At 48.8% G+C, this 13,886-nt stretch carries 10 protein-coding genes; 9 read left to right on the forward strand and 1 reads right to left on the reverse strand.

Annotation, left to right across the window (positions count from 1 at the left end; genetic code table 11):
* Positions 1 to 29 precede the first annotated feature (29 nt).
* Complete coding sequence (locus BLX24_RS17095; RefSeq protein WP_071504401.1) at positions 30 to 1,055, reverse strand: rod shape-determining protein; 1,026 nt, start codon at positions 1,053 to 1,055, stop codon at positions 30 to 32.
* Positions 1,056 to 1,277: 222 nt separating this feature from the next.
* Between BLX24_RS17095 and BLX24_RS17100 the strand changes: the two genes are divergently transcribed.
* The 9 genes from BLX24_RS17100 (at position 1,278) to BLX24_RS17140 (ending at position 13,834) form a co-directional block, all read left to right on the forward strand.
* Positions 1,278 to 2,774: a GH3 auxin-responsive promoter family protein gene (locus BLX24_RS17100; protein ID WP_071504402.1), complete on the forward strand. Its 1,497-nt coding sequence runs from the start codon at positions 1,278 to 1,280 to the stop codon at positions 2,772 to 2,774.
* 5 nt (positions 2,775 to 2,779) lie between these two features.
* Positions 2,780 to 4,156, forward strand: coding sequence for an AAA family ATPase (locus BLX24_RS17105; RefSeq protein WP_071504403.1), 1,377 nt, complete (start codon positions 2,780 to 2,782; stop codon positions 4,154 to 4,156).
* Positions 4,143 to 4,742, forward strand: coding sequence for a hypothetical protein (locus BLX24_RS17110; RefSeq protein ID WP_071504404.1), 600 nt, complete (start codon positions 4,143 to 4,145; stop codon positions 4,740 to 4,742). Before BLX24_RS17105 ends, BLX24_RS17110 begins: the two co-directional genes overlap by 14 nt.
* The gene (locus tag BLX24_RS17115; RefSeq protein ID WP_071504405.1) at positions 4,739 to 5,911 is read left to right on the forward strand and encodes a 1-deoxy-D-xylulose-5-phosphate reductoisomerase; all 1,173 of its coding nucleotides are present in this window, start codon (positions 4,739 to 4,741) and stop codon (positions 5,909 to 5,911) included. The genes BLX24_RS17110 and BLX24_RS17115 overlap by 4 nt, the downstream gene beginning before the upstream one ends.
* A gap of 41 nt (positions 5,912 to 5,952) precedes the next feature.
* On the forward strand, positions 5,953 to 7,269 hold the full coding sequence (gene rseP, locus BLX24_RS17120; protein ID WP_071504406.1) for an RIP metalloprotease RseP: 1,317 nt from the start codon (positions 5,953 to 5,955) through the stop codon (positions 7,267 to 7,269).
* A gap of 30 nt (positions 7,270 to 7,299) precedes the next feature.
* Positions 7,300 to 7,827: a DUF6702 family protein gene (locus tag BLX24_RS17125; protein ID WP_229201834.1), complete on the forward strand. Its 528-nt coding sequence runs from the start codon at positions 7,300 to 7,302 to the stop codon at positions 7,825 to 7,827.
* A gap of 286 nt (positions 7,828 to 8,113) precedes the next feature.
* Complete coding sequence (gene lon, locus BLX24_RS17130) at positions 8,114 to 10,645, forward strand: endopeptidase La (RefSeq protein WP_071504407.1); 2,532 nt, start codon at positions 8,114 to 8,116, stop codon at positions 10,643 to 10,645.
* A gap of 61 nt (positions 10,646 to 10,706) precedes the next feature.
* Complete coding sequence (locus tag BLX24_RS17135) at positions 10,707 to 11,909, forward strand: AGE family epimerase/isomerase (protein ID WP_071504408.1); 1,203 nt, start codon at positions 10,707 to 10,709, stop codon at positions 11,907 to 11,909.
* 74 nt (positions 11,910 to 11,983) lie between these two features.
* Positions 11,984 to 13,834: a MutS-related protein gene (locus tag BLX24_RS17140; RefSeq protein WP_071504574.1), complete on the forward strand. Its 1,851-nt coding sequence runs from the start codon at positions 11,984 to 11,986 to the stop codon at positions 13,832 to 13,834.
* The last annotated feature ends 52 nt before the right edge of the window (positions 13,835 to 13,886 follow it).

Here is a 13,886-nt window from a genome sequence, read left to right on the forward strand (position 1 = left end):
CATGACAATTATTTCTGATACCGTTAAAATTAGCTGATCAGTACTGATTTATACAAATCCAGGTTTTTGATCACTTCGCCTGTCCCTTTTACAACGGCCTTAAGCGGATCATCAGCAACGTGGATCGGCAGTTTTGTTTTGGCTGCCAGTCGTTTGTCAAGCCCATGCAACAACGCACCACCGCCTGTCAGGTGAATCCCGTTTGTGTAAATATCGGCCGAAAGTTCCGGCGGTGATACTTCCAGGGCTTTCATTACGGCTTCTTCGATTTTTGAAATCGACTTATCCAGGGCGTATGCAATCTCGCTGTAGGTAACCTTAATTTCTTTCGGAATACCGGTCATCAAGTCACGGCCACGGATTTCGTAATCAGCCGGCGGATTGTCCAGTTCCGGCAAGGCAGAGCCAACTTCAATCTTAATCTGTTCTGCAGAACGCTCACCGATCAACAGGTTGTGTTCACGGCGCATGTAATCTACAATATCACGGGTGAACACGTCACCGGCAATCCGGATCGACTGTTCACAAACGATGCCAGAAAGGGCAATAACGGCGATTTCGGTGGTTCCCCCCCCGATGTCTACAATCATTGTTCCGTTTGGCTGGGTAATATCGATGCCAATACCGATAGCCGCCGCAATTGGCTCGTGTACCATGTACACCTCTTTTGCCCCGGCATGTTCAGCAGAGTCCTTAACGGCCCGCTTTTCTACTTCGGTAATGCCTGATGGGATACAGATAACCATCCGATGCGACGGCGAAAACAGTTTTCCACCCGAGTCAATCATTTTGATAAGCCCCCGGATCATCAATTCGGCAGCCGTAAAGTCAGCGATTACGCCATCTTTCAGCGGACGGATTGTTTTTATGTTTTCATTCGTTTTTTCGTGCATCTGCATCGCCTTATGGCCAATGGCCAGTACTTTACCACTGGCTTTATCCATAGCGATAATCGAAGGCTCATCCACCACAATCCGGTCCTTGTGAATAATCAAGGTATTCGCTGTACCCAGGTCAATCGCAATGTCGCTAGTTAAAAAATTGAAAATTCCCATTTCAGGCGTATTACAAGGCGTTTTTGCTACTTTTTTTGAAAGGTCTGCAAAATTATAGATAATTTGTATGAAAACCCCTCAGCAAATACGACATATTTATTACTTTTTTTAGATGACAATCAGGCCATAAGTGCACAGGTCCTGCCGGTCATATTTTACAGACGCAGCCTTTTTGCGGTTAATTTTGGGTTTTGACTTCCGACTTTCGACTTTTGTAGCATTATGGGAATTCGTTCGGTATTTAGTCGGCCCCTGGCACAATGGGTCGTTCAACAGCAACAGGAGTGGATGTATCAGCCTGCCGAAGCACAACAACGCTGGTTTAAAGAGCTCGTTTCGGTTGGGCGGCATACACAATTTGGTAAAGATCATCATTTTCATGACATCCGGACCGTCGACGATTTCCGGCAGGCCGTTCCTGTCCGTGATTACGAAGACCTGAAACCATACATACAGAAAATTCTGGACGGGGCTTCGGATGTCCTCTGGAAAGGCAAGCCGCTTTATTTTGCCAAAACATCCGGTACGACATCCGGCACAAAATATATTCCGCTGACCAAAGAATCGATTCCCAATCATATTAACTCGGCGCGTGATGCTTTATTAAATTACATTCACGAAACCGGGAATAGCGCTTTTTTGGACAAAAAGCTGATTTTCCTCTCCGGGAGCCCTGAGTTAGTACAAAAAAACGGTATTCATATCGGCCGTCTGTCGGGTATTGTGAATCACCACGTGCCGGGTATTCTGCGGACTAATCAACTGCCATCGTACGAAACCAATACCATCGACGACTGGGAGACCAAACTGGAACGGATCATCGACGAGACCATCGACAAACCCATGTCACTGATTTCCGGGATTCCGCCGTGGGTGCAGATGTATTTCGACCGCATCCGGGAGCGCACCGGCAAACAGATTAAAGATGTCTTTCCGGAATTCTCCCTGTTTGTGTATGGCGGCGTAAATTTCGAACCCTACCGTGCTAAACTGTTCGAAACCATCGGCAAACGCATCGACTCAATTGAGACCTATCCTGCCTCGGAAGGTTTTATTGCCTATCAGGATACGCAAACCGAAGAAGGCCTGCTGATGCTCCTCAACAGCGGCATTTTCTTTGAGTTTATTGCGGCCGAAGATTACTTCAGCGAAAATCCCAAACGCTTAACAATAAACGAAGTAGAGCTAAACAAAAACTACGCGGTTGTGATTAACAACAATGCCGGTTTGTGGGGCTATTCAATCGGAGATACGGTGAAGTTCGTGAGTCGTGATCCGTACCGGCTTTTGGTAACGGGGCGGATTAAACACTTTATCTCAGCCTTTGGCGAACACGTTATCGGCGAGGAAGTCGAAAAAGCCCTGCAGTATGCCATGGCCAAGCATCCGGAAACCGAAGTCGTCGAGTTTACCGTGGCGCCGATGGTTTCGCCGGCAGAAGGTCTGCCTTACCACGAGTGGCTGGTCGAATTTGCCACGCCACCACATGATCCGGCCGCTTTTGCCGCCGATGTCGATCAGCGGCTGGTAGAGCTGAATGTCTATTACAAAGACCTCATCACAGGCAGTATCCTGAGACCACTGGTACTCAGCAGCCTGTCGCGCGGAGCATTCCAGCGCTACATGAAGGCAAAGGGTAAGCTCGGCGGTCAGAACAAAGTCCCCCGCCTGGCCAACGACCGCAATATTGCCGAAGGTTTACTGGAGGCAGGACGATAAAAAACATGAAAATCACCAAAGTAGACATCGGCGATTACCGTCAGTTCAAAAATATTTCCTTTGACTTCACTTATCCGGAAGGGCACCCCAAAGCTGGGCAACCTCTGGATAAGGTATGCCTTATCGGCCAAAGCGGAACGGGAAAAACGACGTTGCTGAATGTAATTTGGGAATTAACTAAGACTCTCTCAAAAGTATGGGAAGCAGAGGGAAGAGTAATTAACAATGATTTGCTATCTAATGAAAAGCTCCTTGGCGAATTATTTGAGCAGACTTCTTTTAAATTGAAAGTAGGATATCAGATAGCAACACTTAAAAAAGCATCTGCTCCTAATATGTCAGATCGAGAATACTTAGCAGATTGGTATCAACAATACATTCATAAAAAGCCTACTTTTTACTTTAATCCGAACCAGAAGGTCTGCATCTACATCAAAGACTCTATTGCCAGAGAAGCCGATGCTTTTTTATTTGATCAGAAAGAGAAACCGCAATTATTTTCTGATTTTATCAAAACAACTACTCAAGTTGAAAACGAAAAAGCAGAGTACGAAAATTGGATAAATTCAGCAGGTTCCAGAAAGGCTATTGTATTGGGAGATATGGAGTCATTGTCTACCTGGCAATATTTGTTGAGAGATCTCAATCAATATGATGAGGAAAGCCAGGCAATAGTCCGAAGTTTTTTACAAAAACAGGGTGCATCAGCAAGTAAATTGGTTAATGAATTACAAAAATGGATTGATACAACACCTAACCCACGTATTGATCTAGCTGAAAAGTGCTTAAACCCGATTTTAGATAAACTTTTTCTCGAAGTAGACACGGCTGCGGGCAATGTACCTATCACATTGCAAACTAAAGGTGGAGTCAAAATCCCTAATGATTCTCTCAGTACCGGCACCCGGCAGTTGCTGTCTACAGCTATCCCCCTGTATAAATTCAACACAAAAGATACACTAATCCTTTTTGACGAGCCCGAACGTTCACTTTTCCCTGATATTCAGCGCGAACTGATTAAATATTATACCGGTCTTGCCCCCGAAGCGCAGTTCTTTTTTGCGACGCATTCGCCTATTATTGCGGCTGCCTTTGAGCCATGCGAGCGGTTTATTCTGTACTTTGACGAAAACGGTGAGGTAAAATGCCGTAACGGCGTGGCGCCAATTGGTGACGACCCGAACGATGTGCTGCGGAAAGACTTTAATATGAGCCCATTAGTGCCGGAAGAAGGCGTTGAAGCTTATCAAAATTACCTTGACTTAGCAACAAAAATTAAAAACGAGCCGGACATTGAGCGTAAAATGGCATTAATTGCAGAACGGTCAATTCTTGGTAATAAGTACGATTTCCCCGTAACAAAAGCTGATGAGAAGAATTGAGAAGAAAATTGATTCGCTCATTCTGCAAGAAGGCTTATCCTATCAAAAAGGAGATGGTAAACGTATAGCTGAGGTATTAAAAAATGAACAAAACTGTATTTGTGCTTATACAGAAGAGTTTCTTGGCCGGGCAGATAAAGCAGACGTAGAGCATTTTGACCCGACGCTTAAACAAACGGACAGTGATGGATACCAGAATTGGTTTTTGGTTAAGGCGCAGTGGAATACAGAAAAAGGTAGAACTGCGCGGTGGCTAAAACATCAACCCTTACTACATCCTACATCGGCTGACTTTGAAGCACGCATCTTGTATGAAAAGGGGAGCTATATTCTTGCTGATAACAGTGATATTGAAGCCCGTAACCTGAGACGTTACTTGAAACTGGATGATGAAGGAATGATACAACAAAGAGTAGATTATATTGATCGTATCAGAGAAGACATTGCTTTATCTGGCTTATCGAATCAAGCTTTTATTGATTGGCGATTATCAAAACCTCTATACCGTAGTACCATCTATTACATCCGCGCCATTGAAGAAGAATTGAATGTCAAAGTTAATTTTGACCTTTTAGCAAATAAATGAATCAAATACCCAAACGCCATATTGCCATTCTTGGCTCTACCGGCTCTATTGGCACCCAGGCAATCGATGTGGTAAAAGCCCACCCCGAAGTCTTTGAGGTCGAAGTACTGACAACAAACAATAACGCAGACTTACTCATTCAGCAGGCGGCTGAGGTAAAGCCTAACGTGGTTGTGATCTGCAACGAGGCCAAATACGATCAGGTTTTTGCCGCCCTCGATCCGCTCGGTATCAAAGTATATGCCGGGGCCGCTGCTATCGCATCGGTGGTGCAGATGGATACCATCGATATGGTCCTGACGGCCATGGTGGGCTACGCCGGGCTCCTGCCAACCATAAAGGCCATCGAAGCCGGGAAACAAATTGCACTGGCCAACAAAGAAACGCTGGTGGTGGCGGGTGAGCTGATTACGGCGCTCGCACAGCAGAAAGGGGTAAACATCTACCCCGTCGACTCCGAGCACTCGGCTATCTTTCAGTGCCTGGTCGGAGAGTTTCATAACCCGATCGAAAAAATCATTCTGACCGCATCAGGCGGACCGTTCCGGGGCAAAGACCGTGCGTTCCTGGCTACAGTAACTAAGGCCCAGGCCCTCAAACATCCGAACTGGAGCATGGGCGCAAAGATTACCATCGACTCGGCAACGCTGATGAACAAAGGCCTTGAGGTCATCGAGGCGAAGTGGCTCTTTGGCCTGAATGCTGATCAGATTGATGTAGTCGTTCACCCGCAGAGCATCATCCATTCGCTGGTCCAGTTCGAAGATGGCAGCATTAAGGCTCAGCTTGGTTTGCCCGATATGCGCCTGCCGATTCAGTTTGCGCTGGGCTATCCGAACAGACTAAAGTCCGATTTCCCGCGTTTTGACTTTATTAATTACCCTTCGCTAACCTTTGAACAGCCAGACTTAGCTACTTTCAGTAACTTGCAGCTTGCATTCGATGCCCTCCGCAAGGGTGGCAACGCTGCTTGTATTATCAATGCGGCCAATGAAGTAGCGGTTGAGGCCTTTTTGCAGGATCGGATAGGCTTTCTGGAGATTTCGGACGTAATTGAATCCTCTTTATCGCAGGTTCCGTTCGTTTTAACCCCATCTTACGACGACTATGTATCGACTGATACCGAAACCCGTCGTATAGCCGCAGAACGAATTAAAAGTTTGGTTTAAGTGTTTTATTTAAAAACAGTAACGTTCAATACACAGAGTACATGGAAATTTTAGTCATGGCGGGGCAGCTCATCCTGGGTCTGTCGATTTTAGTTGGGCTTCATGAGTTGGGCCACTTGCTGGCCGCAAAAGCCTTTGGAATGCGCGTTGAGCAGTATTTCATCGGTTTTCCGCCAAAAGTATTCAGTATAAAAAGAGGCGAAACCGAATATGGCTTAGGCGCTATCCCGCTGGGTGGTTTTGTTAAAATTTCGGGCATGATTGATGAGTCACTGGATACTGAACAAATGCGGGGAGAACCACAGCCCTGGGAATTCCGTGCCAAACCAGCCTGGCAGCGTCTGATTGTGATGTTGGGCGGTATCATTGTGAATGTCATTACCGGTATTATCATATTCGTTGCCATTACCTATAAAAACGGCAATACCTACTTGCCTGCCAGCGAAGCCCGTTACGGTATTGTAGCTTACGATCTGGCGAAGCAAATCGGCTTGCAGACAGGCGACAAAATCCTGAAAATCAACGGAAGTTCATACAAATCATTCGGCGACATCAGCAGCTCCGATGTGCTGCTGGGCAACAACAGCTATTATACCGTTGAGCGGAACGGGAAGGTTTTCGATGTCAATATCCCGAACGACTTCATCGATAAATTATCTGACCGGAAATCAATCGTTCAGTTTCTGGAACCTATTCAGCCATTTAAAGTCGGCGAACTTGCTCCCGGCCAGCCGGCAGAGAAAGCGGGCTTGAAAACAGGTGATGTAATTACCAGCGTTAATGGCAAACCGGTTCGGTATTACCATGAATTCGGTGAAATCGTACGGCCCCTTAAAAATAAGCCGATCGATGTTGTTGTTAACCGCAACGGCCAACCCGTTACGCTGCATATGACCACAACCGAAGATGGTACTGTCGGATTTTATCAGCAATCAATGCTGAAGCTGAAAACCGAAGAATACACCTTTGGTGAGGCGCTGGTTGTAGGTACTAAACGGGCATTTCAGGTTGTATTCGATAACATCAAAGGATTCGGCAAGATTTTCCGTGGTGAAGTATCTGCGTCTAAAGCGCTGAGCGGCCCGATCGGAATTGCTCAGAACCTGTTTGGCGGCATCTGGCTGTGGGATCGCTTCTGGACGGTAACCGGCCTGCTCTCCATGGCACTTGCCTTCATGAACGCATTACCCATTCCGGCACTTGACGGCGGCCACTCAACGCTGCTGCTTTACGAAATTGTTTCGGGCCGTAAGCCTTCCGACAAATTCCTGGAAGCGGCCCAGCGGGTAGGTATGGTCATTTTACTCGGGTTGATGGCCTTCGCTATCTTCAACGACGTATTTAAAGCCGTATTTTAAGCCATTTTGCGAGCGTATCAGCTCCCGGATATGTATACTTTCATTAACAGCCTTTTTCGTCAGTTCAGACGGACAGTCAGCCTACTGTCCGTCTCGTTTTTGTTTCTGGGTAACCGGCAGGCCCACGATTTTCATACGAGTATTACCCAGATGACCTACAATGCCAAAGACAAGGCGTTTGAAATCAGTGTCCGGGTCTTTACCGATGATTTTGAAAAGGCGCTGACCAAAGAAAATAACGGTCAGAAAATTCATCTGGCCGATAACGACAAAAATGATCCGCTGATCGAAAAATACATCCGGAAACACATTCACTTTTCGACCGGCCAGAATCAGCGGAAAGCGTATAGTTACATTGGCCATGAAACGGAAGCTGATGCGCAGTGGCTTTACCTCGAAATGCCCTTTGCAGAGCCCTTTAAGGGCGGACAGATGCAACAGGATGTATTGATGGAGCTATTCGACGACCAGGTAAACCTTGTGAATCTGCAGTATCAGAACCAGAAAAAAACCTTCATTTTCCGGAGTAAACAACCTTCTCAGGAAATCAATTTTTAATCTTACCTGAACGGGTCTTTCTGCGTTAATATGCGCCGGAATCTGAATGATTTCCGGTTAAATTGTCCGTTATATAGCAATCCTGACTGTATTGTTATCCCATAATAAATTTCCGGATAAATAATCCGCAGGTTTTGTTATTTTGTAAAATATCAGCCTCAAAACAGGTAATTCCGTCAGACGCACATGCGTTGGCATAGGTATTGTGCCTGTTACTTCCCATGTCTGATGAAGTGTTACACATCAAAAGGCATATTGAAACCCTGTCAGTTTGACAGAATACTCTATGATGTTGGAGAAAGACTTAGCAACCCGGCTATTAATGTCCGACTTTGATTCGGACAATTTGGAGATTGTACCGATCGGGTCGCCAGAAGGTATAGATGACGATTATGAGCTACCCGCCAACCTGCCCATTTTACCTGTCCGGAACACCGTACTGTTCCCGGGGATGGTCATTCCGGTTACGGTTGGCAGGCAAAAATCAATTCGTTTAGTAAAGAAAGCCTACAAGGGAAACCGTATCATTGGTGTCGTGGCCCAGCTGAATCAGCAGAAAGACGAGCCAACAGCCGATGACCTGTACCGGTTTGGAACGGTAGCGTACATCATCAAAATGATTACGTTGCCAGACGGTAATATTACGATTATCATTCAGGGTAAGAAGCGGTTTGAACTGCAGCAGATTGTGCAGGAAGAACCGTTTATGACAGCTATTGTGCGCCAGCTGGACGATTCGTTTCCGAACGCAACGAAAAAAGAAGGGAAAGCCCTGATTCAATCGTTGAAAGAGTCGGCCTACAAAATGCTTCGCCTTAATCCGGAAATTCCGCAGGAAGCCCGCATTGCACTTGATAATATCGAAAGCCCGATGTTCCTGCTGCACTTCCTGTCGTCGAATCTCAACGCTGAAGTTGCCGATAAACAGCGCCTGCTCGAAACCCTGGATGGTGCGCCGCAGGCCCAGTTGCTGCTCGAATACATGATGCGCGAAGTGCAGCTCCTGGAACTAAAACGCGAAATCCAGTCGAAAGCCAGTTCTGACCTTGATCAACAGCAACGGGACTACTTTTTGCGTCAGCAAATCAAGGTGTTGCAGGATGAACTGGGGATGGATACACCGGACCGCGATCTGGAAGATGTGCGGGCACGGGCGAGTCAGAAAAAATGGTCGACGGAAGTTCGGGGACATTTTGAAAAGGAACTGAACAAGTTACAGCGTATTAACCCGATGGCTCCGGAATACCCGGTTACGATGAATTACATCGAACTGATGGTAGACCTGCCGTGGAATGAATACTCGAAAGACAATTTTGATCTGAAGCGGGCACAGAAAGTGCTTGACGCGGACCACTTCGGTCTGGAAAAGGTGAAGGAACGGATTATCGAGTACCTCGCGGTGCTGAAGCTGAAAAATGACATGAAAGCACCGATCCTTTGCCTGTACGGGCCTCCGGGCGTGGGTAAAACCTCACTGGGACGGTCGATCGCCAAGGCGTTGGGACGCAAGTATAGCCGTATGGCGCTGGGCGGCGTTCATGACGAGGCCGAGATCCGTGGCCACCGCAAGACCTACATCGGTGCTATGCCGGGTAAGATCATCCAGAACGTCCGGAAATGCGGTACCTCCAACCCGGTCTTTATCCTGGATGAAATTGACAAGGTAAGCTCTGACTTCCGCGGAGATCCGTCATCGGCCTTACTCGAAGTGCTGGACCCTGAACAGAATTCAACCTTCATGGATAACTATCTGGAAGTTGAATATGACCTGTCAAAGTGCCTTTTCATTGCCACGGCCAACGCACTTGATACCATCCACCCCGCCCTCCGCGACCGGATGGAAATCATTGACATTACGGGATATACTGTTGAGGAGAAAGTTCAGATTGCGAAGAAATACCTGATTCCGAAGCAACGGAAAGATCACGGCCTGAAAACCAAAGATCTCCAGATTGATGATAAGGCACTGGTACGGATCATTGAAGGGTATACCCGCGAATCGGGCGTCAGGAGTCTGGAACAGAAAATTGGCACCATTGTCCGGAAAGTGGCTAAGTCCATTGCCATGGAGGAAGAATATCCGAAAGCCATCAAGGTGGCCGATGTTCATAAAATGCTGGGCGCCGAAATTTTTGACAAAGACCTCTATACCGACGACGATATTGCCGGCATGGTCACTGGTCTGGCCTGGACACAGGTGGGCGGTGAAATTCTGATGATCGAAACCAGCCTGAGCCGCGGCAAAGGTATTCTGACCCTATCGGGCCAATTGGGCGAAGTCATGAAAGAATCGGCCGTGACGGCCCTGTCGTACCTGAAAGCCCATGCAGACGACCTGAATATCGATTACCGCCTGTTTAACAACTACGATCTGCATATTCACGTGCCGGCCGGTGCGGTTCCGAAAGATGGCCCGTCGGCAGGTATTACCATCCTGACGTCGATGGCGTCGATTTATACCCAGCGCCGTGTGCGGCCGTTCCTGGCCATGACTGGTGAAGTAACCCTGCGTGGTAAAGTATTACCGGTCGGCGGCATTAAGGAAAAGATTCTGGCCGCCAACCGGGCCGGTGTAAAGGAAATCATTCTTTGCTCGAAAAACCGCAAGGACGTTGAAGAGATCAATGCGTCGTATATCAAAGACCTCAAGTTCCATTATGTTGATAATGTAGCGCAGGTACTGGACGTTGCCTTGTTACCCGAAAAAGTAGGAAAACCGATGAAGTTTATCCTGCCGGATGAGCGTGACAACAATCAGCCTCAACAACCAGCTACGCCACCGGTACAGACCGATATAGAGCGTGTAACTGTCTATTAATTGCCGGCGGCCGTTAGCGGGCATATTTCGCTGACGGCCGCCTTTAGTTTCTCCTGCCCTTGTGCTCGATTTCGCCAAACTAACCGTCGTTTATCAGCAAGCCTTGTTACAGCAGGTTGTCCCCTTCTGGCTCAACAACAGCCGGGACCAAACCTGGGGTGGTTATTTTGATGCCCTTACCGCAACGGGTACGCCTCTCGCAGCAGACAAATCCGTTATCTTACTGGCACAACAAATCTGGTCATTTGCCTGGCTTTATAATACGGTTGAACCGGAACACTCCTGGCTCGACCATGCCCTGCATGGAGCTGATTTTCTGACCCGATTCGGACTCGACGAGAAAATGAATGCCTACGCCCTGATCGACCGCATCGGAAAACCCGTGGCGCCAGCTACCGGCAAAACTACCGACGCTTACTGCGTTATTGCCTATGCACAGTTGCACCGTGCTACCGGCAACGACGAATGGGCCATGCTGGCCAAACAGGCACTTCTCGCTCTGATTCAGCAACGGAACAAGCAACGCACAAAACAGCAACGAGCGCTGGGCGGTTTCCGGCAGTGGCAGCATCTGGAAGAACCGGTTGTGGTACTAAACGCCTTACTGGCGACTCAGTTTTTGCTGAGCGAGGAAGATTGGAAAGAATATACCGAACAGGTAGTTGACGAACTGGTAAACACGTTTCTGGACAAGCGGCTTAATATTCTGCGCGAAACTGTCTTGCCGGATGGCGCATTCAGCAACACCCCGGAAGGCCGGCGGCTAAACCCGGCGCTTACATTCGAGACCGCCAATGCCTTGCTTGATATTGCCCTGAAAACCAGCAACCGGAAGCTGTCGCTACAGGTTGTTACGTGGTGCCTGTCGATGTGCGAATGGGCGTGGGATGAGATAGACAGCGGCCTTCAGCAGTATGTCGATTTTCTCAGACAGCCCGGCCTTGACCCCAATTGGCAATACCGCACCGCACGGGTTCATTTGCAGGCTCTGGCCGTACTGATCAAAAGTTTTTTTCACACTCACCATCCCGACTGCTTACGCTGGTTTCAGAAAATCCACGATTATACCTTTCAGCACTTTCCGGACGGAGACCAGCCGGGCTGGCATCTGGCGCTTGATACCCAGGGCAAATCATTGCTATCGGTCAAAGCGACACCGGCCGCCGGCTGCTATCATTTCGTTAAACCGATGACGGAAACGATTGCCTTCCTCCAGCAGTGCGCGCAGTTGCAGCCACCTTCCCGAAAATTCCGGCTAGTCTGACGGTTTGCATACCTATAGTATACGTTTGACATATTTATCATCGTTTCATTGAGGGTATGTTTACCTTTGCAGGAATGGATACAGAAAAACTCTTTCAGGAGCGGCAAAAACAGTTTACGGATGCCGAACAGCTCGCCCAACAGCAATATAATCAATTAGCCCTCTGGCGGTTTGTCTGGTTCTTACTGACAGTAGCCGGCATATGGTGGCTCAACGACACCGGCAATACGCTGGCCGCCATCGGCACCTTTCTTGCCGGGCTGATTGTCTTTGGCTGGATGCTGAAGCGACACCAGGCCATCCGCCGCCGCCGCGACCTGAACCACCATCTGGCGTTCGTCAATCAGGACGAAGCCGCACGGCTCCACCGCCAATACCTGCGGCCCGAAACCGGAGATGTCTTTCTGACTCCGACCCATGCCTATGCCGGTGATCTGGATATTTTCGGTAAGCACTCGCTGTACCGGCTCCTGAACCGCACCCACACCTACGATGGCTCCTACCGGCTCGCCAACTGGCTGCTGACACCAGCCCCACCCCAGCTGGCCTATGTTCGCCAGCAAGCCGTAGAAGAGCTGGAACCGCAGCTCGACTGGCGGCAAAACGCCGAAGCACTGGCCTATCTGAGCGAAAAAACAGGCCAATCGCCCGCTAAGATGCGGCAATGGGTCCTCGAAGACACAACTCTGCCGCTTTACCTGCTTGTGGCCCGCTTTATCTTGCCGCTTATTACGCTGGGGGTGGCAGTTGCCTGGCTGACCGGCTACCTGCCGGGCTGGGCCGTATTGGCCTGCCTTGGCCTGCATGGTTTATTATTGAGCCAGACCAATGAGTTGGCCAGGGTTGTCAGCGAACAAACCCATGAAATGGCCGAGGCCCTGAAAACGTTTCAGGACCTTTTTCAACATACCGAATCGGTCAAAGGTTTTTCGCCCTTATTGTCGTCCATCCGCGATAATCTGAGCGCCGGGCCGCGGCCGGCATCGGTTGCCGTTGGTAAGCTTGCACGGTTGGTCGAAAACTTTAATTTTCGCCAGAACCCTTATTTCTACCTCTTTTTTGCCTTGCCCACGCTTTGGGACATTCACCATTTACAGGGGCTCAGCCGCTGGCGGAACCGCTATCGGAAACACCTGAATAACTGGTTTGATGCGCTGGCAGAGATGGAAGCACTCAATAGTCTGGCCGGATTTGCCTATGCACATCCAACGTACGTGGTGCCCGACATTATCGACGAAAAGGTGCCGCATCTTGAAGCCGTTGACACCTCACACCCGCTACTTTCTCCTGCCAAAAGCATTGCCAACTCCCTGGAACTGGTCGGTTCAGGGCAGACTATTCTGATTACCGGCTCGAATATGTCCGGTAAAAGCACCTTTCTGCGAACGATTGCCATCAATACGGTACTGGCGCTCGCCGGAGCCGTTGTCAGTGCGCGCCGGTTTGGGTGTTCACCGATGCGGGTATTTACCAGCATGCGGACACAGGACTCACTCGAAGAAAGTACCTCATCGTTTTATGCTGAACTGAAACGGCTGAGAACATTACTCGAACTGACGCAGGGGAGCGAAACCGTTTCGGATAACCCTACCCAAAAAGCCTTAACCAGCCAGTGGCCGGTGTTTTATTTTCTGGACGAAATCCTGAAAGGCACCAACTCCGCCGACCGCCATCGGGGAGCCGAGGCCCTGATCCGGCAACTGCATAAAACAACCGCCTCGGGCTTTGTATCGACCCACGACCTTGAACTGGGTCAGATGACCGATGCCAGCGGGTTTGTCCGGAACTGCCACTTTCAGTCTGATGTCCGCGATGGTGAGCTGCACTTCGACTATACGCTTTATGATGGCATTTGCCGCAGTTTTAACGCCAGCCAGCTCATGCAGGCCATCGGTATCGACATGAAACTTGGCTCGGTTCATTAAAACAGGCAAGCCGGTCGCCACTCGTATACTGGCATATTGCGGCCATCGCCGT

Origin of the sequence: Arsenicibacter rosenii, assembly GCF_001870735.1 — a bacterium.
Lineage (GTDB): Bacteria > Bacteroidota > Bacteroidia > Cytophagales > Spirosomataceae > Arsenicibacter > Arsenicibacter rosenii.

Coding starts and splice junctions, on each gene's coding strand:
- BLX24_RS17095 (WP_071504401.1), bottom strand. CDS start 1,055: ATGGGAATTTTCAATTTTTTAACTAGCGACATTGCGATTGACCTGGGT.
- BLX24_RS17100 (WP_071504402.1), top strand. CDS start 1,278: ATGGGAATTCGTTCGGTATTTAGTCGGCCCCTGGCACAATGGGTCGTT.
- BLX24_RS17105 (WP_071504403.1), top strand. CDS start 2,780: ATGAAAATCACCAAAGTAGACATCGGCGATTACCGTCAGTTCAAAAAT.
- BLX24_RS17110 (WP_071504404.1), top strand. CDS start 4,143: ATGAGAAGAATTGAGAAGAAAATTGATTCGCTCATTCTGCAAGAAGGC.
- BLX24_RS17115 (WP_071504405.1), top strand. CDS start 4,739: ATGAATCAAATACCCAAACGCCATATTGCCATTCTTGGCTCTACCGGC.
- rseP (WP_071504406.1), top strand. CDS start 5,953: ATGGAAATTTTAGTCATGGCGGGGCAGCTCATCCTGGGTCTGTCGATT.
- BLX24_RS17125 (WP_229201834.1), top strand. CDS start 7,300: ATGTATACTTTCATTAACAGCCTTTTTCGTCAGTTCAGACGGACAGTC.
- lon (WP_071504407.1), top strand. CDS start 8,114: ATGATGTTGGAGAAAGACTTAGCAACCCGGCTATTAATGTCCGACTTT.
- BLX24_RS17140 (WP_071504574.1), top strand. CDS start 11,984: ATGGATACAGAAAAACTCTTTCAGGAGCGGCAAAAACAGTTTACGGAT.